At 42.0% G+C, this 23998-nt stretch carries 20 protein-coding genes; 4 read left to right on the top strand and 16 right to left on the bottom strand.

What is annotated here, in order from left to right:
* Window positions 1-53: 53 nt before the first annotated feature.
* On the bottom strand, window positions 54-1295 hold the full coding sequence (locus I2G42_RS05700; protein ID WP_195530833.1) for an Nramp family divalent metal transporter: 1242 nt from the start codon (window positions 1293-1295) through the stop codon (window positions 54-56).
* 216 nt (window positions 1296-1511) lie between these two features.
* Between I2G42_RS05700 and I2G42_RS05695 the strand changes: the two genes are divergently transcribed.
* Window positions 1512-1994, top strand: a complete 483-nt coding sequence (locus I2G42_RS05695; RefSeq protein ID WP_195530832.1) for an N-acetyltransferase — start codon at window positions 1512-1514, stop codon at window positions 1992-1994.
* 282 nt (window positions 1995-2276) lie between these two features.
* On the opposite strand, the gene I2G42_RS05690 is transcribed toward I2G42_RS05695, so the two are convergent.
* The 7 genes from I2G42_RS05690 to I2G42_RS05660 all read right to left on the bottom strand — a co-directional run bounded on the left by I2G42_RS05690 (window position 2277) and on the right by I2G42_RS05660 (window position 7980).
* The gene (locus I2G42_RS05690; protein ID WP_195530831.1) at window positions 2277-3659 is read right to left on the bottom strand and encodes a uracil-xanthine permease family protein; all 1383 of its coding nucleotides are present in this window, start codon (window positions 3657-3659) and stop codon (window positions 2277-2279) included.
* Window positions 3660-3739: 80 nt separating this feature from the next.
* Window positions 3740-4399 (bottom strand): TatD family nuclease-associated radical SAM protein, encoded by a 660-nt coding sequence (locus I2G42_RS05685; protein ID WP_022462642.1) that lies wholly within the window; start codon window positions 4397-4399, stop codon window positions 3740-3742.
* Window positions 4399-5235, bottom strand: coding sequence for a pyridoxamine kinase (locus I2G42_RS05680; RefSeq protein WP_055219693.1), 837 nt, complete (start codon window positions 5233-5235; stop codon window positions 4399-4401). Before I2G42_RS05680 ends, I2G42_RS05685 begins: the two co-directional genes overlap by 1 nt.
* A gap of 188 nt (window positions 5236-5423) precedes the next feature.
* A complete protein-coding gene (locus I2G42_RS05675) occupies window positions 5424-5609 on the bottom strand; it encodes a hypothetical protein (RefSeq protein WP_195530830.1) in 186 nt (61 codons plus the stop codon).
* Complete coding sequence (locus I2G42_RS05670) at window positions 5582-6139, bottom strand: beta-galactosidase trimerization domain-containing protein (protein ID WP_195530829.1); 558 nt, start codon at window positions 6137-6139, stop codon at window positions 5582-5584. Before I2G42_RS05670 ends, I2G42_RS05675 begins: the two co-directional genes overlap by 28 nt.
* A 186-nt stretch (window positions 6140-6325) precedes the next feature.
* A complete protein-coding gene (locus I2G42_RS05665) occupies window positions 6326-7249 on the bottom strand; it encodes a SufB/SufD family protein (protein WP_055219683.1) in 924 nt (307 codons plus the stop codon).
* Window positions 7249-7980, bottom strand: coding sequence for an ABC transporter ATP-binding protein (locus I2G42_RS05660; protein ID WP_055227049.1), 732 nt, complete (start codon window positions 7978-7980; stop codon window positions 7249-7251). The genes I2G42_RS05665 and I2G42_RS05660 overlap by 1 nt, the downstream gene beginning before the upstream one ends.
* Window positions 7981-8210: 230 nt before the next feature.
* On the opposite strand from I2G42_RS05660, the gene I2G42_RS05655 reads away from it, so the two are divergent.
* Window positions 8211-8867: an SDR family NAD(P)-dependent oxidoreductase gene (locus I2G42_RS05655; RefSeq protein WP_055227051.1), complete on the top strand. Its 657-nt coding sequence runs from the start codon at window positions 8211-8213 to the stop codon at window positions 8865-8867.
* 118 nt (window positions 8868-8985) lie between these two features.
* Here the strand turns inward: I2G42_RS05655 and I2G42_RS05650 are convergent, their stop codons facing one another.
* The 8 genes from I2G42_RS05650 to I2G42_RS05615 all read right to left on the bottom strand — a co-directional run bounded on the left by I2G42_RS05650 (window position 8986) and on the right by I2G42_RS05615 (window position 21949).
* On the bottom strand, window positions 8986-9792 hold the full coding sequence (locus I2G42_RS05650) for a class I SAM-dependent methyltransferase (RefSeq protein ID WP_055227053.1): 807 nt from the start codon (window positions 9790-9792) through the stop codon (window positions 8986-8988).
* 68 nt (window positions 9793-9860) lie between these two features.
* The gene (locus I2G42_RS05645; RefSeq protein ID WP_055227055.1) at window positions 9861-10505 is read right to left on the bottom strand and encodes an L-2-amino-thiazoline-4-carboxylic acid hydrolase; all 645 of its coding nucleotides are present in this window, start codon (window positions 10503-10505) and stop codon (window positions 9861-9863) included.
* 301 nt (window positions 10506-10806) lie between these two features.
* The gene (locus I2G42_RS05640; protein WP_055227057.1) at window positions 10807-11643 is read right to left on the bottom strand and encodes a DUF2971 domain-containing protein; all 837 of its coding nucleotides are present in this window, start codon (window positions 11641-11643) and stop codon (window positions 10807-10809) included.
* Between the two features lie 19 nt (window positions 11644-11662).
* Window positions 11663-15289 (bottom strand): YobI family P-loop NTPase, encoded by a 3627-nt coding sequence (locus I2G42_RS05635; RefSeq protein ID WP_055227059.1) that lies wholly within the window; start codon window positions 15287-15289, stop codon window positions 11663-11665.
* A 101-nt stretch (window positions 15290-15390) separates the two neighbouring features.
* Window positions 15391-16623, bottom strand: a complete 1233-nt coding sequence (locus I2G42_RS05630; protein ID WP_055227060.1) for a restriction endonuclease subunit S — start codon at window positions 16621-16623, stop codon at window positions 15391-15393.
* Between the two features lie 171 nt (window positions 16624-16794).
* Entirely contained in the window at window positions 16795-17439 is a 645-nt protein-coding gene (locus I2G42_RS05625; RefSeq protein ID WP_055227061.1) for a hypothetical protein, read from the bottom strand.
* Window positions 17440-17456: 17 nt separating this feature from the next.
* Window positions 17457-19034, bottom strand: a complete 1578-nt coding sequence (locus tag I2G42_RS05620) for a type I restriction-modification system subunit M (protein WP_055227063.1) — start codon at window positions 19032-19034, stop codon at window positions 17457-17459.
* The gene (locus I2G42_RS05615) at window positions 19031-21949 is read right to left on the bottom strand and encodes a type I restriction endonuclease subunit R (protein WP_055227065.1); all 2919 of its coding nucleotides are present in this window, start codon (window positions 21947-21949) and stop codon (window positions 19031-19033) included. Before I2G42_RS05615 ends, I2G42_RS05620 begins: the two co-directional genes overlap by 4 nt.
* A gap of 301 nt (window positions 21950-22250) precedes the next feature.
* Between I2G42_RS05615 and I2G42_RS16960 the strand changes: the two genes are divergently transcribed.
* The gene (locus I2G42_RS16960; RefSeq protein WP_373141176.1) at window positions 22251-22343 is read left to right on the top strand and encodes a putative holin-like toxin; all 93 of its coding nucleotides are present in this window, start codon (window positions 22251-22253) and stop codon (window positions 22341-22343) included.
* Window positions 22344-23002: 659 nt separating this feature from the next.
* The gene (locus tag I2G42_RS05610) at window positions 23003-23935 is read left to right on the top strand and encodes an AEC family transporter (RefSeq protein ID WP_055227067.1); all 933 of its coding nucleotides are present in this window, start codon (window positions 23003-23005) and stop codon (window positions 23933-23935) included.
* The last annotated feature ends 63 nt before the right edge of the window (window positions 23936-23998 follow it).

Genomic DNA, 23998 nt, shown 5'->3' with positions numbered 1-23998 from the left:
CTCTTTTTCAGGGATCAGCGCAGCGGACTTCCTTTTTTTATTTCTCATTCTTTTTACTGCACAAACAGCAGCGCGATATTCAGCAGTGTCACAATCACCGCAATCGCAAACAGGGCAATTTTCAGCCGCAGACTGTTCGCGTATTTTCCCATGACTTTTTTCGAGGACGTCAGATAAATCTGCGTAAATACCGTAATCGGGAGCTGCATTCCAAGGAACATCTGTGAATAGAGAAGGCCCTGGAACGGGGAATCAATCAGAAGAATGACCGCTGCGGCCGGGATCATGGTAAGAAGGATTCCCCAGCGTGTCTCCTTACTCTTGATCTCATACGGCTTGTTAAAAATTCCCGAAAAAATCGTTCCGCCCGCCATTCCCGCGGTGATGCTCGATGAAATTCCGGCGAGCAGAAGCGCTGCTGCAAAAATCACCGATGCGGCATTTCCAAGGAGCGGTGTCAGCATCTTTCCCGCCGTTGCGAGATCATCCACCTGCTTTGCATTCTGCGGCTGGAAAAACGTTGCGGCCGCCATCAGGATCATTGCACTGTTGATGGCCCATCCGATGATCATGGAAAACAGGGTGTCTTTGAACTCATACTTTAACTGGCGCGCAATCACCTCATCATCCTCAAGATTCCACTGGCGGCTCTGAATAATTTCCGAGTGGAGAAACAGGTTGTGCGGCATGACGACCGCACCGAGGACGCTTAAGATGACCGGCATTGAGTGCTCTGGAAACGACGGTTTTACCCAGCCGACAGCCGCCTGCGCCCAGTCGATATCGGCGATCCAGACCTCAAAGAGGAACGAAAATCCGATCAGCGAGACAAACACAATGATCAGTTTTTCAATCCGTTTGTAAGCACTTGTAAACTCACAGATCAGAACCAGCATGAGAATCATCATGCTGCCGAGCTTGATCGGAATGCCGAACAGCATCTGGAACGCAATCGCACCGCCTAGGATCTCCGCCATTGCGGTCGCCACCGCTGCCATCATCGCCGTCGCAAGAATCGTGTTTTTCAGCCACGCAGGCAGATAGAGGCTCGCCGCCTCCGAGAGGCACTTTCCCGTGACAATGCCGAGATGCGCCGCATTGTGCTGCAGAAAAATCAGCATGATCGTGGACAGGGTGACCATCCACAGAAGCTCGTAGCCGTAACCCGATCCGGCGGCAATGTTGGATGCCCAGTTTCCCGGGTCGATAAAACCGACCGTGACAAAAAGTCCCGGGCCGAGATAGCGGAGAAAATTCATGCCCGCCGTCTCTTTTCGTTTTCGATTTTGTTTCATATTCTTTCCTTTCTGACAATTTGATACGGAACCGGCCCATCCAGGACCGGCAGAAATCGTTTTTTGGTGGTTTTGGTTGCTTTAGTTAGTTGTAACTAACTGCATTGTACATGGGATTTTTCAAAAAGTCAAATCCTGTTTTCTCTTTCTTGTGCTTCATCGTCCGCTGTGCTACAATAAAACTGCTTATTTTGAACTAAAAGGAGAATTTTTATCATGATACGACTTGCCGTCCCGGAGGATTTTACTTCGATCATGTCAATCTATGCGTACGCCCGCTCTTTTATGCAGGAAACCGGAAATCCGAATCAGTGGGGAAACCATTTTCCGCCGGAGGAGCTGATTCACAACAGAATCCGTGACAAACAGCTTTTTGTCCTGGAAGAAAACGGCACGCTGCACGGCGCGTTTGCCTTCATCATCGGTGAGGATCCGACGTATCTGCAGATCGACGACGGCTCCTGGCTCTCCGATGTGCCGTATGGCACGATCCACCAGGTTGCCTCAGACGGAACAATCCACGGATTTTTCTCCCAGATCGTCGATTATTGCTGGGCACAGATCCCGCACCTGCGCGTCGATACGCATGCGGACAATCAAATCATGCAGCATCTGATCCTGAAAAACGGATTTGAACGGCGCGGCATCATCTACGTGCTGAACCACTCTCCGCGGATTGCGTTTGAGCGCGTAAAATAAAACACCAAACGAAAACACCGGATCGTCACCGCTTCGCAGACTTTTCAGCCGCGGAATCACCGTTAGATCCAGGTAATATAAGGATCCGACGACCTGTCCCATCATCCCCTTTTTCGATCTTTCGTGTGTCATTTTTTTACCAACCTTACATCTTCTTACTCTCCTGTATACACTTGCCCGTACCGAAATGCAAAGAAAATCCGCTTTTTCCCCTCTGTTTCTGCACATTCCTTTGTGCAGAATACAGATGCAGAAAAAACGGATTTTCTTTTGCATTTTTCTTTATGCGTGGATTCCTCTGTTCTCGTCCCCGGACTCGTTTACGCCGAATTCGTAATCATTGCCCGGCAGAATCATGTTCAGCAGGATTCCTGCGATGGCTGCAATGGCAAGTGCAGTCAGGGTGACGGTCGTTCCGCCGATCGTAAAGGAGAGACCGTTGCTGAAGCCCAGTCCGCAGACAAAGATGACGCCCGCGATGATCAGGTTTCTCGATTTGGTCAGGTCTACTTTATTCTCTACCACGTTGCGCACACCGATGGCAGAAATCATACCGTACAGCATGAAGCTGACGCCTCCGATGATAGAGGACGGCATGGTGCTGATGAGTGCCGATACCTTCGGAATGAAGCTGACGATAATCGCAAAGACTGCGGCAATACGGATGACTCTCGGGTCATATACGCGGCTCAATTCCAGAACGCCGGTGTTCTCGCCGTACGTCGTGTTGGCTGGTCCGCCGATGAAACCTGCCATTGCGGTTGCAAGACCATCGCCGAGCAGGGTTCTATGCAGGCCCGGATCAGAAAGGAAGTTCTCTCCTACGGTTGCAGAGATCGCCGACATATCGCCGACATGCTCCATCATGGTCGCGATCGCGATCGGTGCCATGATCATAATGCTGGTCAGATCGAATTTGCAGAGCTGCAGCGGCGGAAGTCCGACGATGCCTGCCTGTGCAACCGGCACAAAGTTGATGATCACGGATCCGTCCGGATTTTTGATGCCGAGTGCATTCAGGACAACTGCCACAGCGTAGGCAATCACAACGCCCATCAGAATCGGAATGATTTTGAACATTCCTTTTCCCCAGATGTTGAAAATGATGATGACTGCCAGCGCAACCAGTGCCAGGAACCAGTTCGTCGAAGCATTATTAATGGCGGAACCAGCAAGGCTGAGGCCAATACAGATGATAACCGGACCTGTGACAACCGGCGGCAGGTAGCGCATCACGCGTTTGACGCCGACCATGCGGATGATCAGGGCAAAAATCAGGTACAGAAGACCTGCTACCACAATACCTCCGCAGGCATAGGCTGCCTTGTCGTTGACACTCATGCTGGCATATTTTCCGGTATTCAGGTTTGCAACAGCGGCGAAACCGCTTAAGAATGCAAACGAAGAACCAAGAAATGCCGGTACTTTAAATTTCGCGCACAGATGGAACAGCAGGGTTCCAAAGCCGGCGCAGAACAGTGTGACGGATACGGTAAGACCGCGGGACGGCCCCTCGCCGCATGCGTCTACAAAGTAGCTGTTTACCAGAATCGGCACCAGAATGGTTGCACCGAACATGGCAAACATGTGCTGCAATCCGAGAATCAGCATTTTAGGAATGCCGAGCTTTCTCGCATCGCGGAGGACTCCATTAGACTCGTTCATACGTCTCTCCCTCTCATTTGTTTTTCCTTCCCATTATAGGCGTTATGTCGTTCAAATACAAGCGAAAGATTGCGGGCCTCTCAATTTTCAAACGGGCGGACACGTAAAGTAACTCCTAAGGTATCGCAGATCTCCTGGCACTTCTGAATTTTCTCCTCTGGCATGACTTTCTCGACAACCGTCATCACAACATTCGGCACATACTGTTTGGAAAGAACCGCAAACTCCTTGATCGCCTCGTACGACTGGATGCCGAATTTCGACCGCGTGAGCTCCAGAAATTCCTTTTCATCCGGCGCGTTTAAGGAAATCGAGACGGTATCGAATCTTCCCTTTAATTCCGGGGTGACATCTCTTCCATAGATCAGGTTGGCAAGACCGATCGTATTCAGACGCACTTTCAGGTTCGGATACGTTTCTTTTAAGGAATCGATCACCCGACAGACATCCTCAAGCCGCTCAAGCGGTTCTCCGAAGCCGCAGAAGACCAGTTCATTGATCACGTTCAGATCGTACTGTGCGAACAGCTCCAGCATCGTCTCAACGGATGGCTCGCCCTCTTTTAACCACAGTGTATTTCCCTCCTGCTGCTGTTTCGTCTGGCGCAGACAGAACACACAGCTGCACGGGCATTTGTTTGTCATGTTGACATAGACATTTTTTCCGGTAAGATCGCCGCTCTTTGCAAGGTCGAGATACCCTTCCTCGCCGACGGCTCCGGTTACAGTATATAAATACATTACGCTTCCTCCGTTAAGTCCTTCATAAACATTTCAAAGCAGAGTCCCCAGTAGCTCGGCACTTCGTTTTCTTCGCAGTAGCGGATGCATTTCGATACGTAATCCGCCGCCTTTTTCACCGACTCGTACAGGCTGTGGCCGTTCAGATACATGCCTGCGATAATTGCCGCAATGACATCTCCCGTACCGCTCCGGTCGCCGCCGATGCGGTCTACCATGACGATCTGGAAATCCTCGCCTTTGTTATAGATAAAGTTGGCAATCTGTGTCTGGTTAAAGTGGATACCCGTCACAACAATATGTTTCGGTCCCCGTTCCGCCAGTTTTCCGCACATTTCTTTCAGCTCCTCAATCGAAGCCCCGTTCTCCGGATACGGCGCATCGAGCAGTGTACAGAGTTCTGTCAGGTTCGGCGTGATGATATCCGCGTAGTGAACCAGCTCTTTCATCTTGTCGCACATCTCTTTCGTGTACGTCCGATACAGCTTTCCATAGTCTCCCATGACCGGATCGACGATGACAAAGTTGCGGTCCGTCTTGAAATGGCGGATAAAATCAAGCACAATATCCACCTGCTGTTCCGATCCTAAAAAGCCGGTCGAGATCGCATCGAAATCGAGCTTCAGATCCTTATAGGTCTGAATGTACTCCTTCATCCGGTCGGTATAATCATCAAAGTAATACGTCGGAAACTGCGTATGTGCCGAGAGAATTGCGGTCGGAACTGCCACCGCCTGAATCTTCATCGCCGACACGATCGGCGCCATCACAGCCGTCGAGCACCGGCCAAAGCCTGTCAGATCGTTAATCAGCGCTATTTTTTTCTGTTTTTCCATGTTGTTCTCCTCTTTTTTTCAGGATGCCTCCGCATCTGTTTCATGTCTATTTTTGCACACTCGCGTCTTATTTACAAGTTTTTTTCCGGACAAAAAGAAAAGGGGCTGTCGGGAAATAGACCGCCCCGTATGTAAAATGATCGGATAACTAAATTTTGTCTTTTTTCTGATTCATTTCTGCTCTCTCTTTAAAGTTTTTCCGTCTCCTCGCGCAGCGCTGCCGTCAGCTTTCTTGTCATCTCAAGATAGCTGTTCAGCTCTTCTGCCGAGAGTTTTCCATATGCACGTATCTCCGCCCCGCGCAGCCGGTCCGTCGTATTTATCTCCAGTTCCCGTCCGGCATCCGTCAGCAGAATCCTCTTTTTGTTCCGCATTCCCGGGATGAGCTCGAGCTCCACAAGGCCTTTCTGTGCCAGTCCCGCATCACCTGCTCCATCAGAAGCTTCGTGATCTTCTCTTCCAGACCGCAGCCCACGTAATACAAAGTTCCCCTGCCGGTCTGTTTTCTCGTCACGGCTGCGAATTCCAGATAGAACGCATCCGCGTAATGGAACAGCACTTCCGCATCCTGCACCTGAATCATATCACGGAAAATTCTGCCTGTGCCTTCCACGCCCTCGAACACGCCGCTTCCCACAACCGGGAATACATCATAGTCCTGCAGGCTCTCCGTCTCTTCTACGGTCAGACCCGCAAGCGCATTATAGTGCACCGGCAGTGTCTCGCCGAACGGAACGTTGTTGTCCGCATCTTTCACGGCGTGGCGGTACGTCACGATTACGGTTCCGCCGTTTTTCACAAACGCTTCCACCTTTTCTTCCATCTCCGGCTTCGTAATGATCATCTGCGGCAGGAAAATATTTTCGGAATGATTGATCACAATACCCATTTTCGCTTTCCTCATTTCTCTATCTTGTATCTTTCCTTTTTTCAACAGTACAAATTTATCATATGTTAAAAGTCAAAATATTTTACTTTTTATTTTAGTAAAATTTACTACCTGCTTTTGTGAAAAATGCACAAAAAGAGGCATCTCCATCTATGCAGACTGGAAATGCCTCTTTTTTGTTCTCTTGTTTCCTTTTTTTCTTCAGCTCAGGAAGTTTTCAATAATGACGTTTTCCGCCTCCGCTTCCGTCATGCCGAGCGTTCTGAGTTTCAACAGCTGCTCGTCATTGATCCGTCCGATCGCCGCCTCGTGGATGATTGCCGCATCCACATGCTTTGCCTGGATCTCCGGAATAGATCCGACCTGGGCGTGATCCATGATGATAGAATCGCACTGGATATGGGCGTGGCATTTGTTTTTGCCGACTGCCTTCGGATGGAAGACCTGGGAGGAATTGCCCTTTCCGACAGAACGTGAAATAATCTGTGCGGAAGAACCGCTTCCGTTCATACATACTTCAATATCCGACTCTGCCTTCTGGTCACCGTCTGTCATCAGACGTTCGAGCACGAACAGTTTGGAGTTCGCATCCATCACAACATTCGTCGTACGAATTGTTGAGTCAACGCCCTTAATCTGTACGGTATCCAGCGTAAAAACGGAATTTTCTCCGATTTCAATATTTGTCACCGGGTTCAGAATCCGCTGTCCCGTTCCGTTTCCCTCTCCGTAATGCTTTTCCTCGTAGCGCACGTTGGCATTTTTTCCTACATGGAACGTATGGATACCGTCGTGCCGGCTGTCGTTGCAGCCGCCGTTGTGGATACCGCAGCCCGCTACAATCGTAACATCGGCGCCGTCCGCAACGTAGAAATCATTGTAAACAAGATCCGTCATACCGGAAACGCTGACGACAACCGGGATAAATACTTTTTCGCCTTTTGTCTCGCCGTCAATCAAAATATCAATGCCCGGCTTATCCTCTTTTTTGCGGATTTTGATATGTTCACTGTCACCATGGCAGAGCGGAATGCCGTTCTGGCGGAGATTGTATGCCCCTTTCTGCTCAAATCCCTCGCTGATCTGATTTAATACGCCCTGGGTTGTCTCATCTACCTGTACCATCAGCATGTGCCTCCTTCCTGGCCGCACATCCGGCCTGTTTTCTGCTGGAACAGGGTCGGCAGTACGTCTTCCTTTGTACCGTATTCTTTCACCTGGCCGTCCTCGATCACCATGATCTTGTCTGCCATCTGGATAATGCGTTCCTGATGGGAAATGAGAATCAGACATTCTTTCTTCTCTTTGTGGATTTCTTCAAACCGTTTGATCAGCATGGAAAAGCTCCACAGGTCAATGCCGGCCTCCGGCTCATCGAAAATGCTGACCTTATGCGGTTTTGCAAGAACCGTTGCGATCTCCAGACGCTTCATCTCTCCTCCCGAGAGCGTACCGTCCATCTGGCGGTTCAGGTAATCGGCAGAGCAGAGTCCGACAGCGGAGAGGAGTTTACAGCTCTCGGCTTCCGTCAGTTCTTTTCCGGCTGCCAGCGACAGCATTTTTTTCACCGTCATTCCTTTAAAACGCGGCGGCTGCTGGAATGCATAGCCGATGCCGGCGTTTGCACGGTGGTCAATATCATAACCGGTAATATTTTCCTCATCCAGGAAGATTTCTCCGCCATTGGCGTCCTCAATTCCTGCAAGCACTTTGGCCAGCGTTGATTTTCCGCCACCGTTCGGTCCGGTAATCACCAGCATTTCCCCGTCCTTTACCTCAAAACTGATGTGGTTGACGAGGCAGCGTTTTCTTCCCTCTTCGTTTACTTCAAAGGTAAGATTGTCTACTTTCAGCATATTTGCACCTCTTTTGTTTTCACTCTTTGCAGGGATAATCCCCCTTTCAAAAACTCTACTCCTTCTCCTAAAATCTGTCAATTATTTGTTGTGGTTTTGAGAGACTCTTTTGTTTTATGCAGTGATTTTTCCCGTAACATTTTCTTTTCCTGCATTCTTTTTCGTTTCTTCTGGATCGCATGCTGTGTTTGCGGTATAATGAGGGTAATATTTCATCGGGAGGTTATCGTATGCGTGTACTTATTACAGGAACCAGCTCCGGAATCGGAAAGGCGATTGCGGAGAAATTTTTAAAAGAAGGCTTTGATGTTACCGGATTTGACCGGAAGGAGGCTTCGATCAGCCAGGATTCGTATACTCATTTCTGCCTTGATATCCGCGCCAAAGAACAGTATCCGGCACTTGCGCCTTTTGATATTGTCATCAACAACGCCGGTGTGCAGAACGAGGATGATATTGATATCAATTTAAAGGGAACCATCGCAATCACGGAGGCGTACGGAATTCATGACACCATCCGCGCCATCCTCATGATCGGCTCGGCCAGCGGCCATACCGGAGCTGAATTTCCGGAATACACCGCAAGCAAGGGCGGTGTGCTCGCCTACACGAAAAACGTGGCACTCCGCATTGCACCGTATGGCGGAACGTGCAACAGCCTTGATTTCGGCGGCGTACTGACCGAGTTGAATCTGCCTGTCACAGAAGACCAAAAGCTCTGGGATCAGATCATGGAGCTGACGCCGCTGAAACGGTGGATGACCGTCGAGGAAGCAGCGGACTGGGCGTATTTTATGACCGTGACGAACCGGTTCTGCACGGGACAGAATATTCTGATTGACGGCCTTGAGGCGGGGAATGCACATTTTGTGTGGCCGGATGAATGATTTGTTAATTTCCTGCACAAACAAAAAACAGGTTCCCTGCACGGAAGCTTTTTGAGCTTTTCCGCTGCCGGGCTGCCTGTTTCTTTTCATTTCTTTTCATTTCTTTTCATTTCTTTTCTTACGCTTTTTCAAACACCAGAATTTTCTCTGCGAATTTGTGGATGATCGGCATCCACATCACCAGCTTGTAAATGGGATTCAGCGTTTCCATACCGCGGGCGATGTTGTCGTCTTTTACTTTTCGGAAACCGGCGGCAATGTCGCCCAGGTCTGCAAAGCTGTTCGCACCCCAGGTAAACGTCGCGCCCGTCGCCTGAATAGATTTTTCGATGTTTTCTTTCTTTACAAAGTACGGGCACAGCGTTTCCATGCAGACGTAGGCATTGTCGAAATGATCGCGGATGATGGCGAGCATCATTCTGACCTCATCCGCTTTCATGTACATGGTCAGACCTTCGATAATGAAAAGCATTTTGCCCCGCACTTTTACCTGATCGGCCCATGCCGGGTCGAGCACGGAACACGCAATCGTGGAAACACGGCCGGATTCCTGATAGATGGAATCGCGCACCTCAATCGTCTCCGGCAGATCGAGATTGTACCAGGTAATTTTTCCATTATCCATGCGGTAAAACCGTGTGTCCAGACCACAGGCGATGTTGACGACGGTACAATCCGGGTTCTTTCGGATAAAGTCGCTGACCAGCTCATCAAACACAACACTCCGCGCTACGATTCCGCCGCTCATTGCTGTGTCCTTTTTCGCATTGCTGAAATCATAGTCGATGCGGTCAATCAGCTCTTCTGCTTTGGTGTCGCGGAACTTGTTTTTCGGATTTCTGCTGTGCATGGCACGGGCGTAGAAGCACTGCAGCATCGTCTCGGCAGTTCCATTCAGTTTTGGTTTTATTTTTTCATTGCTCATTCTGGGTGATCTCCCTTCTGTGTTTTATATTCTTCGATCCATTTCACCGGTTCCGTCCCGGTCTTATTTTATTTCGGATTTTCCACCTTGTCCCCCACGAACCAGTAATCACAGACCTCACCGCCGCCTGCCAGCGTATGGTCACGGTAGAGCTTCGCGTGCATCAGGGCTGCTGTCTTGTAATCAATGTCGCACATAATCGGCAGCACTTCCAGATAGCCCTCTTTTCGGGCGAAGGTGTTCAGGGGACATTGGGTGAAGTGGTAATAAAAACCGTCCTGATGCTTCGTCTCATCAAAATGAAAATCCCACGAATACGCCTTATACTGCGGATGTGCTTCCAGCCAGGCGGCATCCTTATGCATCATCTTCGCAATCCGCGCCATGCCGCTCTTCTTATTCGCATTAATCATCAGGCCCATGGCTTTCAGAAACGGGAAGGACATCATCTCCTCTGAGATTGTACGCAGTTCATCCACAGAAATCTGTCTGTCCGACGCATCCCAGAGCGCAAGAAAAATGAGGCCTTCATAGAGATTCGACGCCATCGGGTTGTCCTTTCCGATATCATCGGCGCGGCGAAGCATGTCGCGGTAGATCTGGTTGGTCTTGCGGAGAAGCTCTGCGGTCTCCTCTTTTCCGTAGCGTTTTAGCAGACTTTTCTTTATTAAAGGAGTCAGCATGTTCCAATATTTGCTGGTGTATTCCATCATGGGCGGGTACCTCCATCTTACTTTTATTAGGATTCACTAACTGGCAGGTGTAAAATTGCCGCCTACAATGTTGAAAAATAGGCGGAATTTTACTTTTCATTATGAGGTTATTATATCACACTTTTTATTACTTTGTTTTAAAATCGCAAAAATTTCTTGACTATAATTCAGCCTTCCTTTATTATAGAAATTAAGAAATGGGTTTTTTGTCGTGTACAGCCTTAGGGCTCAATCGGGTTGCTCGTTTCTTTTTTTATTCTTTTTCCATCTATACCCGCTTCAAACTATTCTTTCACCGCTATTACACATTATCAATTCGTTCAGCTCTTAATTCATATGTATTAGCAGACAAAATCATCTGATAAACAATTCTATTATTTTTCTTTGCAAATTGTATTATTTCCGATTTTTCTTTTTCATTAATCTTTGCTCCCAAGTAGAATGCTTTAATATTCTCCTTCAAATCCAAAACATATCTCGTCTTCGGATCTACTTCTAAGGATCTTGTTCTGCTATAATTTTCAGTCACAATACGCCATTCCTTCTCATACGACCAAGCTTCTGCTTTTCTGCATGTAATTTTATAAATCATGTCGCTTTTTCCGTCTATAATATCGTTTTTCGAAATAGTATACCGATCTTTCGTATATTCAACCGGATGCAAATTTGAATAACATATATCATCTTTCTCAAATTCATATTCTATGCAATATCCTGTATGATTCATTGCATAATGACCCCACATAAGCATAGAATCATACGTTTCTGAAAGGCAAACAACTCTCACTGCATCTCTTAATTCATTTGTCATTTCACTCATATCATTTCTTAAAAACGCCTTGACTGAGCCTTGAATACTTTTGCCATGCGCCCAAAATACCATCCGCAGTGCACGTTCAAGATCATCTGCATGAAGAATTCTGTCTTGTTCCTCTTTTCTCAAAGGAATATATTTTTTTACCATTTCAACGTAATCTTTTCTTTCATGAATTTCGTCTGAAATATCTTCTTGAAAACAAAAATCGCAATCATACGGATCATTAAAATAGAGTGGAGACGAAGGTTCTACTATTCCATCAAAGGCTTCTTCCTTCCAGTTCTTTTTAAACGTCCTATATCTGTACAATTTTATTCCCATCTACATTACTTCCTCTTCTCTATCTTTTTTGTTTAATTCTACATCCAATGATTATCACCTGTCCATTCGAATCTGTTTTTTCTTCCCAAGAACTTGTTATATAGCCAATTTTCTCCAAATAATTTACCAGCTTTCTATTGTTCTCTGTGTTATCTAATTTGACTTTGCATCGTTTTGTTCGCTCGCTTAATACTGAATATTGACCACTCAGTTCTCCAAAACATTTTTCCATATCATCTACATTCAGCAGTTCAAGATTAGCAATCATTAATCTTTCCTTCTGATTTTCCGATAAAATTTCCCAAGCAATATCAAATAATGTTTTTGTAACTTTGAACCCTTCAGCATTCATATTCAGAGCAATTTTTTCCGTCATATACGTCTTAGCATATTTTTCAAATAGTTCTTCCCTGTTATCCATCGGAATTTTTTGTTCAAAAAGCAATCTTTCCAATACGTTCTTTGTCATTGGAAAATCCTCTAAGCTGTTATAAAATTCTGCCTGATTTTTAACAATATACTCTACAGCAATATCCTCATTCCGTTCTGCAATACTTTGATAATATTCTATTGTATATCCAAAATAATTACACTCTACCATTATCGCAAGAATATTTTCCGGAAGCTGTTCGACATCAAGATCAAAAGTTTTCATAGGCAATACAGGCAAAAGTTTCTTTAATACACTATCTTCAAATTTAGCATTTATAATATCCTTTGCAAAATTATCCGTAACATAATTATTTTTTTCCACGCTTAGCTTGTCAACATTTACCTCAATAAACTTTTTAAGATAATTGCTGATACTATAATATTTCCAGTATAGCATCGTATTTTCCCAGCTAATACCTATCTTATTTTGCTCTAAGAGTGTATTCCAAACCACTTTCACTTTATCTCTTTTGTTCTGTATCTCTTGTTCCAGACAATCCGCTAATTTTTCTATTTCAAAATTTTCCAAACAAATTACGCTAGCACACAAATCACTCTCTTCTAAAATTCTTCGAAGCAGATCTATAATATCCTCGTTCTCATCTTCAATTATTGTTTTTTTCAAAACTACCGCTTCAATATACTCCTTCATGTTTTCATGCACATACTCAATTAAGGGTTTATATTCCAATTTGATAATCGTACTATATGGCTGATTTTCAAACATATTTAATAGATTCTTCTTTTTGTACGAGATAACATTTCGGACCATACAATCATTCAATTTAAAACAGCAATTATCAAATATGTATTCGACAATATCATCTGAGACATTAGCAATATTCAGCTTTTCAAAACATACATCACAATTACTTATCGCTGCAATTATTTTATTACTGCCCACATCATTCAATTGCTGCAATATATCTTCATGCTTCTCGAAATAGCTTGTAATACAATTTTCCACATTAAGAAGTGACAGTTCCTTTTCATCTACATATTCTATAATCAGTTTTAAATAGTACACTTGCCGTCCATATGTCATAGTATTTTGCCGCGAAATATATTCCCACATTGAATTCCATTTCGCGGAAAGTATCTGTATAAACTTTGCCTGATATTTTGTCTTATCAACAAACTCACCAATAAACTGCCAGCTTGTTTCCTCTCCATCTGCTAATTGCTGCACAAAGACTTCCAGCTTTTTAGAAATCTTCTCTTCTCCTAAAAGTTCTTCTATGATTTGAAAATTATAAATTGCTTTTTGTTCAAACTCATAATCTTGCAATCTTTGAATAACTTGTTCTATTTTTGTCAACTGGTAATCAAATGGCTGTGGCTCTTGATTTTTTACAGCAAGAATAAAATTCATGTCATTAGTCGTAATGCTGTTTCCCTTGAAATAATTAATATAGTTCGCATATTTTTCATCCAAATATCCTCGACGAAAAAGAAATACAAGAAATTTGTTATCTTTTACTTCTTTCGATAATACATTTTCAGATGAATCATTTTCTATTAACCATTGAAGAGAACGACTTGAAAGTTTTTTCTGCTCATATTTTATTTGTTCAATCTCTTCCTGCAAACCTTCTAAACTTTTTTCATTGTATTCTTTTAGTTTTTCCCATCGTTCAATATATTTTTCCAATTCTTTTTCATCGGTTTCCATATCATTTATACTCCCAGAAAAAGAAATATATACTGTACATTGGCACTCTTTCTCCTGCAACTGTCGTAAATCAAAATCATCCGAAAGTATATTAACTGCAAATATTCCACTATCTCTTCTTAAGTATGAACTATCGGTAAAATTCCTAGTAACTCCTTTCCCCTCTGTAATTGCTATAAGCATAGCATATTTTAGTTCTTTTATGGATTTCAACGTATCCTCTGATACTTTTTCTATCAGTTCTTTGTTATATTCTATTTTTTCTTTCCATTTTTCCCGTTTTTCTATAATATAGGAATTTTTATCTTGAAATGCTTTCTTAATTATTCCATCTTCCCCTTGGATATCTGCAAAATCTCTTGGATATAAATTTTTAAACATAATAATTGCCATCATTTGTTCATCAGACAAATTCAAGTGTTGTTCTGTCTGCAATGTTTTCTTATATACAACGAATTCATTGTATATATTTTGTAACACTCTCATATCAGAAATAAACGGTGCCACATCCAATACAAACCCCTGCGAAATATCATGATAAATCCCATGCCGCTTTGCATCATCTAATTTTTCCAGCAATATCTCACCAGAATTCGTCGCATTCACAACAGGAATGACCGGGATAATAAAATCAAAAAATTTTGTTCGATCTTCTCTAGTAAAAATGTCATCTCTCACAGCATACACAAACACTATCGGTTTATGCTTGATTGCATCGTCATTATTTAAGAGATTATTTAATTCTCTCAGATGGACAAAAATCTTTCTATTTTCTAACCGATCTAAATCCTCAAAAAAGATTAACTGATACTGTGTCTCCTCGAAAAAATACATGATTTCGTCTAAATTTTTATTAAAAACAGATTCTTCTGCATCCTCTGACGATTGTAACGTTGTATCTGCTGGCAGTTTTAATTCTTTTACATGAAACCTAGACATTATTATTTTCGCCAGATAGCTTGTAATTCCTATTCCAACAATTCCCAAACTGATGGCAACGCCCACGGTTTTACCAGACAACCAACTATATTTCATTGCAAATGCATCTATTTTGTCCCAAATATTTTTACAAATATCTGGAACAAAAATTCCGCCAAACATAATCAAAATCACTGAAAATGCAATAACTCCCAACAATACATTTATAGAATGAATTGGCTGAAGTTTTCTATATCGACTTTGTGGGATTTTTTTATGCTCCACTTTATAAAATAGCTGTTTCAAAATCCCCTCTTCAACTTCATCTGCATCTATCTCTATTTTCGTTTCATTTCCCTCATTATTATGCGCTTCAATAAATGTAGCCATAGAAATTTTTAAATACTTTTTTGCAAATTTATGCTGTTCATATATATTCTTCTTATCTTTTTCCCTATTCAAATATGTTTCGATAATACTGCTTTTACCCGCTCCATACGGACCCGCAAGCGCAATATTCTTTACCTTTGGATTGTTCAGCGCCCACTCCAAGGCATTTAAATATTCTTCCCCGTTGCTTATATTATTTATTGGTGTTAAATCTTTATATTCTGAATACCCCATCCTATCACCTCATAAATACTTTTTATCTCTATAGCATAATGAACAGATGCCTATATAATCTATATAACATCTGCTCATTTAAATTTTTAATCCATTCTTTATTATACAAACATCTGCTGCAACAACCCTTTTTTTAACTCTTTCCATTTATCTACTGTTACTTTGTAATTATCAATAACATCATCCAACGCGCTCAGACAATTTGCAATTTTTTGTTGCTCCGTAAGACAAGGGACTTCCACTTTACCAGAAAGCCATTCTTCATTCGAAATATTCATGGTGTGCTTAGCCCCAATTCTAACTAGCGGTTTCAAATAATTGTTTGTTCGTTCAGGAGTATCAAAATTATAATACCAAAACAACGAACAATTATCTTTATTTACATCATTTACAATATACAATGGTGACACAATCCCTATTTCTTCATCTACTATTTTGATAATCCCAAACGGTTTTATTGCAATCGGGCTTCTCGTATAAATAATCTGCCCAGTTTTTACAACTTTATAGTTTGAAATATCATTTCCAGCAAAGCTCCGACCCAAAAGTTCAATTTGATTAACAACACCGTATTCCTCTGACACAGATAAAACATTCTGTTTTCTGTATCTATTTTCATTAGTTTCTGTTGAAATCTTAAACACATCTCCCAATTTTTTTTTCTTCCAATCAGGAAAGTCACTTCCATCATCCGCTTTAAATCTTACTTTCTGACTGAACAGTTTCTGCATTATACCCTTTTTACGTTTTTCCCATACTTTTATTGTATTGTTATAGTTGTCGATTATCGCATCAATACTTGATAAAAAATCCGCTATCTTCTGTTGTTCTGGACAACGCGGAAAATACCCTGCACAGCTTGCAATATCATCCTGTCCAATAGTTGTAAAAGCTGTAGTCTTAGCTTTTATAATAAATTGCTTTCTAAATCTTGATGATGCCAAATAATAATTTACAAACCTAGGCACATGCTTATTCTCATCTACTTTAATTCGTATTAAATGGTCATCATATACATAAATTCCATCATCTAATAAAATATTAGCTTTGGCAATTCCATCCGCTTTTACAGAACTACGCGTTAAAAATATATCGCCAACTTCAACATTACATTTTCTCACAGCTCCTTCATCATACGCACTAAAATTTAGCTCATCTATATCAATTTTATTATCTGAATACATGTTAATCACATTTATATGCTTAACATCTGTAATCTTATCTGATTGCTTATTTATTATACCATTTGACATTTTTTCTATAACAATATCTCTCAACTTATAATACAACAATTCTTCATTAAATGCTTCAAACCTCAATTTAGGTTTAACCATTATGTTTCCTCCCTGTAATTTCTTATAATTCTCCTCTATGCTCTTTGACAGATCTTAGTAACCTATTCGTCATATCCAAATGTCCAAATTATTTATTTCTACTATATATCCATCATTCAAATAAGCATTTTTTTCTTTTATAATATAAAATATATTATCAGCTTGCTTTCATCAATCCAGTATTCTTACCAAATTGCTAAGTAGTCCACCTACTCGCGGCACAATAGTTGGAATAGTCCCTGCAATAGACGCTATATTTCCTAGATCCGAAATATATTCACTAAATCTTTTCGGCTCAGATTTAATATCTTGTAAAATATTGATTAATTTATCGTATCTTTCTATTGATTCATCTGTATTTCGTTCTAACTCATCAATAATTTGCTGGATTTTCTCATTAACATCTGGCTTTATTTCTACATATTCCTCTAACTTTTCCATTCCTGAAAATGTAAATTGTAAACAACCATAATTGCCCGTAATATAACCTCTATGTTCGAAATCATCAAATCTGTTTTGAGCGCGTTTCAAAATTTGACTCTTGTCCTGCCTATATCTGCCATCTTTTGTTTCTGTCCATTCTTCTGTCATAAACAATAACGGAAGAGTTTGCTGTGTCATCCGAATATCAACACCATCTAAACCATCACATAACTCTTTCATTTTATTTAAAATAAAAATTTCTTTTTGATGAAAATTTTGAGGATACCAGTTCTTAACAATATCCATCGAAACCTTTTCATTAATAAGACTATCATTCACATGATAATTGTAAATAGCCCTTTTTCCAATATCTTTACTACTTGGTTTACCCATAAAACTCACCCTATCTTTTACAAACCTAATTCCTTCAACATGCTATTGGCCTTTTCGATCATAACTTTCCTAGCAGCATCCAGTTTCTGAATATGACTTTTCACCTCATTCAAATCCACCGGCTCTTCTTCCTCAAAAGTATCAACATACCTCGGAATATTCAAGTTATATCCATTCTCCGCAATCTCACTCATCTTTGCCACATGAGCAAACTTATCAACATCTACACGCTTCTCATACGTCTCAACAATTTTATCAATATTTTTCTGCTCCAGCACATTCTGGTTCTTCCCAGCCTTAAACTCTTTTGATGCGTCAATAAATAAGATATTTCCCGCATTCCCATTTCTCTTACTCTTCAACACCAGCACACAAACCGGAATTCCTGTTCCATGAAACAAGTTTGCCGGAAGTCCGATGACTGCATCCAGTCGGTTCAGATCTTTGATGATATATTTTCGAATGGTTTCTTCCGCGCCTCCACGGAACAGTACGCCGTGCGGCAGCAACACAGCAACGCGTCCATCATCTTCGTCCATATGATAAATCATGTGTTCCACAAATGCGAGATCCGCCTGTCCTTTCGGTGCCAGTTTTCCTGCTCCGGAATAGCGCGGGTCATCTTCAAACTGTTTATCCGCAGACCATTTCAGCGAGTACGGCGGATTGCAAACCTGTACTGTCATTTTGATATCGCCGTATTTGTCATCTTTCAGTGTATCGCCTTTGTAAATATCAAAATTCTGCCAGTCGATGCCGTGCATGATCATGTTCATACGGCTCAGGTTGTACGTTGTCGCATTCAGCTCCTGTCCATAGAAATGTCCAACTTTTCCTGTTGTCAGATGTTTCTGTACTTCCAGAAGCATAGATGCAGAACCACAGGTACAGTCACCAACCGTCTTTGCTTCATCCAGCCCCAATGCCGCAAGTGTTGCACAGAGCTTCGACGGGCCTGCCGGCGTAAAGAATTCGCCGCCTTTCTTTCCTGCATCCGATGCGAATAAACCAATCAGAATCATATACGCTGTACCGAGTACGTCAAACTGGGAATCCTGTAAATCGAAATCAATATCCGATACACGTACCATAACTCGCCCGATCATTTCCGTACGGTCTGACACAGTCTCTCCAAGACGGGAATCCTGCAGACGCATATCGTTAAACAGCCCGTCAAATGCCTTGTTGGATTCGTGTCCCATCGTAGAACCTACCAGATCATTGATCGCTTTTTCGAAATCTTCCACGCTGAATTTATCCGCATCATTTTCAAACTTTGTAATCTTGCGGATCAGATTTCGAAACAGATTTTCCGGCTTAATTACATAACCCAGTTTTGACAGTGACCATTCTTCTACAACCGGTCTGTATTCATCATCCGCAAAGGCTTCTTCATATGTGATTCCATCATCATTTTTGAGAAGATCGGTCATATACATTTCTGTTCGCTCAGAAAGATAACGATAGAAAATTACTCCTAAGATATAATTTTTGAACTCACTTGCATCCATCTGACCGCGCAGATCGTTCGCGATTGCCCATAATTTCTGCGAAAGCTCGTTCGCCTGTGCCTGGTATGTATTTGTATCTGTCATTCTGTTTCTCCTTCAGCCTTGTATTTTTTATAAGTATCCTGTATAAATCTTTTCACATTCTTTGTCAGTTTTGTCACTTTCAGCAGTCCCAGCGGATATGCCATCAATCTTTCGCGAATATTATCCTCCGATACATTTCCACTGAATGTATATGCTGAAACCAGATCTGATACTATCTTGAAATCAATCTGATTGTCAAATGCAAATTCTTCCATATCTGCCTGCATCTGTTCTTTTTCAAACTGATTGAACGCCTCCATTACATCTGCATTTTCCGGCAGATCATAAAATCGTGTTAAGATAAACTGCCGCATCACTTCTTTTTTCAAACGCAGGGATTCATTATCAGAACGCTCGATTTCACGCAGAATCAAATCGACATCCTGCTGCTTTTCTTCCTCTGTCTTGGTATGTGTTTTTGCATTTTTTAACAAGTTCAAAATATACACAACGTTGATTCTGTCTGTTCTGACAAGCTCAATGTCAAAATCCACATCCACTGGAACCGGAACTTTCGGATTTGGATTGACGGTTTGATCTTTATAGTACAAATACCAGCTTTTGAATCCTTCGTATTCATTTTCATCCATGACTGCTCCAAGATCTGCCCAGTCAAACTTCGAAAAAGTTTTCAATGTAGCAAGCGTCTTTGCCAGCGCACGGAATGCCATAATAAACATGCGGATTTCATCTTCTGATTGTAACTGTCCCGCAGCTTCTACGTCGGGTGTGATTTTTCTTAAAATCACATTCTGATTCATCCATTGATTTAAATAATACGCATAATCTTCCAGCAGATATTCGTTCGGATCTCCATCGCCTGAAAACAGGGTCAGCGCTTCATCCTGCCACTTCTTGATATTTCGATATGTCACAATCTGTCCAAACTGTTTTGTCACTTTGTCGATACGGTTGGTACGACTGTATGCCTGTACCAGTGAATGCCAGACCAAATTTTTGTCCAGATACAGCGTATTCAATGGTTTTGCATCGAATCCGGTTAAGAACATATTGACCACGATCAGGATATCCACCTGTGGAAGCACTTTCTGTTTTAACCTCTTCGCAATATCTTTTCTGTACGGATCAAACGTATCAATACCAAACGCTGTACCATACATGGCATTATAGTCCTGTATGCAACGCTCCAGCAGTTCCTGCGAATGTTCATCTGCTCCATCATCCATATCTTCATTTGCCTGATAAGAAAAAATAGCTGCAATTTTCTGCTGTTTTTCTGCCGGAACTGTTTCATTCAGTTTCTGAAATGCATCATAATATTTTCCAAGTGTCGGAATGGAATCTACTGCAAAAAGTGCTGTGTACGTATCCTTTCCCTGCGGATGCACATGCTGTTCATGATGTTCCATAATGTGTTTTGCGACTCTGGTGATTCGTTCCTCATCATGATAAAGTGGTGTCATATCAATATTATGGCGTTTGCAGTATTCTGGATCATCTAACTGTTCCGGATCAATTCCTTTTGCTGCAATATTTTTTGCAAAAATTGTCCGCTGATATTCTACAGAAAATCGGAGCACATTGCCGTCTGCAATTGCATCTTTGATCATATATCGGTGCAGACATGCATCCAGTTTATCCCCAGCATGGAACACATCTGCCGTTGTACGTCCGTCAGCACCTTTATTCTTCTCAAAAATAGGCGTTCCTGTAAATCCTATATAATTGGCTTTTTCAAAGTGTTTCTGAATCTGGGCATGCATACTGCCAAACTGGGAACGGTGGCATTCATCAATGATAAATACTACTTTTTTATCTCGGTAACCATCCATAACCTCTTCGTATTTTGGATTTTTAACAGCATTCGCCATTTTCTGAATGGTTGTAACAATCATCTTTTTCTCAGATGATTTCAGCATCTGAATGAGCACACGGGTGCTGTCTGTATTGTCAACGCAGTCTTTTTCGAATGAATTATATTCTTCTACGGTCTGATCATCCAGATCTTTTCGGTCAATCAGAAATACTACAAGATCAACTCTTGCTTCTTCTCGAAGAAGCTGAGCCAATTTAAAAGATGTCAATGTTTTTCCTGAACCAGTGCAGGCAAAGACATAACCATTCTGCTTCACTTCCAGTACCCGCTTCTTTGCTGCTTTTACTGCATAAATCTGATATGGACGCATTACCATCAGCACTGGTTCTGTCGTTTTGATGATCATGTATTTGTCTATCATTTCTGTGATTGTCGGCTTGCAGAAAAATTCACTGGTAAAGGTATTCAGATCGTTGATTCTTGTATTTTTATCATCGGTCCAGAAAAATACGAGTGATTTCAAAATCGGGTTATAGCGACCATCTACCATTTCATTTTCATTACAGAAATATTTTGTCTGCACAGAGTTGCTGACTACAAACAGCTGTAAATATCGGAACAAGCCTTTAAAACTGAACTTTCTATAGCGATTGATCTGATTGATCGCTTCGTTGATTTCCACACCAGGACGCTTTAACTCAATCTGGATCATCGGAAGTCCGTTGATCAGTACGGTTACATCATATCGATTTTTATATACAACATCCTCTTTATGTGCTTTATCCATAGTGACCTGATGCGTTACCTGATAAATGTTTCTGTCTGTATCGTTGGAAAAGAAATCAAGATATACATTCTCTCCATTATCGAGCTGCAGAATATATTTATCTCGCAAAATTTTCGCAGATTCATACACGGAATGGTTATCCATGTGAATCATAATACGATTAAATTCTGTGTCAGAAAAGGATGCCGCATGGCCTTTTTCTTCCAGCTTTTTCGCGTTGAATTCTGCAAGCTGTGCGCGGAAATTGGCAAGGACATCCTCATAGGTATTCAATTTGATAAAGCTGTATCCAATACTCTCTAAGCGGTCGATCAATATGTTTTCGACTTCGTATTCTGAAATATGCGACATAGGCTTCTCCCCTTTCCTGACGTTTCTTCCATTTTTCTTTATTATCTCATATACCTTTGTAAATTTCAAACTTTTGTTCTATTTTGTATTATATTCAAATCCAATACACTGCACATTTACAGGAACTTCAAATTTTCTGACTATTTTTTATTACTTTCTTTTACTTCTCTTTTCTGTTATAATACATTTCAAGAAATGAGTTTTCCTTGTTCGTTTTTTATTGGGAATCTTAGACAATCTAATATATTTAACCGGGCAGCCGGGGGACGTGCTTTCATCTGATCTGAGTCTTGCAGAAAGGATGATTATTATGAGTACATACGAAGAATTGCAGATTATAATCAGCGTTGCTTTACTTATTGTTGCAATTTTGACTTATGCAAATAAGAAATAGCCGTCCTGTTCTCTGGTAAAGGTAGGACGGCTATTTCTTATAGCTATTCAACATTTTCGCCAGATCGGGTGATCGCACTCACCTTCCGGCTGTCTTGTTAAGTATATTATATGGCAATCGTATAATTTTGTCAACACTGGCTTCTTCTCTGAAAATGATTCTTGACTTATTTTTTTTTGTTATAATTAGCATCAAGAAATGGAGCTTATGACGCGCATTTCTTTTTCTTTTTGTCAATTTAATACATTTATCCAGGGAACCGTTGGGGTGTTATGTCAGCCGCCGGACATTTTTTGAAAGGAGGCTGGTGCTGATGGTTACATATAGTGATTTATTTACTTTCATAATTATGCTTTGTGCTGTTATAACTCTTGTTATCAATATTATGCACAAAAAATAGCGCCCCTGCTCTGGTAAAGTTAGGCGCTATTTTTAGTTAAAAGCTTTATCCGGCGGTCAGGTGTACACTGACCAACGGTTCTCTTGTTAAGTGTATTATATTACAAGGGTTTCGCTTTGTCAACGCTCGCTTTTTAGCTGATCAGATCTCTTTCCCTCCCCTTCCGAAACTTCGTCCAAAATTTCTCAAAAAGAAATTGAAATCCACTCCCGACCGACTTATAATATTTTTCATAAGACACACATATTGGGAGATTTTTATGACAATCAGTATTCTTCTTGCGCAGCAGATCGCGCAGCTTTTTCTTATGATTTTTATGGGCTTTTTAATCGTAAAAGCCGGACTTTTAAAGGATGAGGACAGCAAAGTTCTGTCGAAAATTGTGCTGTACCTGATCATTCCCTGCGTGATTCTGAATGCGTTTCAGGTCGATTACACGCCGGAAACAGTGCGGGGGCTGCTGGTTGCGTTTGCGGCTTCGCTTCTGATGCAGGTTGTGCTTCTTTTTGCGATTTTGGCTCTTGGACGGGTGTTTCATTTGGATGCGGTTGAGATAACTTCTGTTTACTACTCCAATTCCGGCAATCTGATTGTGCCGCTTGTGACGGCTGTTTTAGGAGCGGAATGGGTGCTTTACAGCTGTGTTTATATGAGCGTACAGCTTGTCTTTTTCTGGACGCACTGCAAAAAGGTGATCAGCCGTGAGGCTTCCTATGACTGGAAGAAGATTGTTCTGAACCTCAATATTATTTCTATTTTCGTCGGAATTCTTCTTTTTTTCACGGGCATCCGGCTTCCTGCGCTGGTCAACAATACGCTTCATTCTGTCGGAAGCATGGTTGGCCCTGCCAGTATGATTGTTACGGGTATGCTTTTTGCCGGCATGGACTTCCGGCAGATTTTTGCGAATAAACGGATTTACTTCGTGACCTTTCTCCGCCTGATCGCCGTTCCGCTGATGGCGCTTGTTCTCTTAAAACTCAGCCATCTCGCCGACCTTTCCGCTGACGGACCGACACTGATTCTGATCGTTTTTCTCGCCATCATCACGCCATCTGCTTCCACGGTTACCCAGATGTGCCAGGTATACGGCAACGATTCGCGCTATGCCAGTGCCATCAATGTTGTTACTACGCTGGCTTCTATTGTGACGATGCCGCTTATGGTAATGCTGCTTCAGATGGTAATCTAATCACAATTAACAGAAAAACGCTGTCCCGCTTCCCCTTCCAGAGAAGCATTGACAGCGTTTTCT

The sequence above is a fragment of the Fusicatenibacter saccharivorans genome (genome assembly GCF_015557635.1).
GTDB classification, from domain to species: Bacteria; Bacillota; Clostridia; order Lachnospirales; family Lachnospiraceae; genus Fusicatenibacter; species Fusicatenibacter saccharivorans.
Note: the sequence above shows the minus strand (reverse complement) of the source record. Positions and strands in the feature narration are given on the sequence as shown.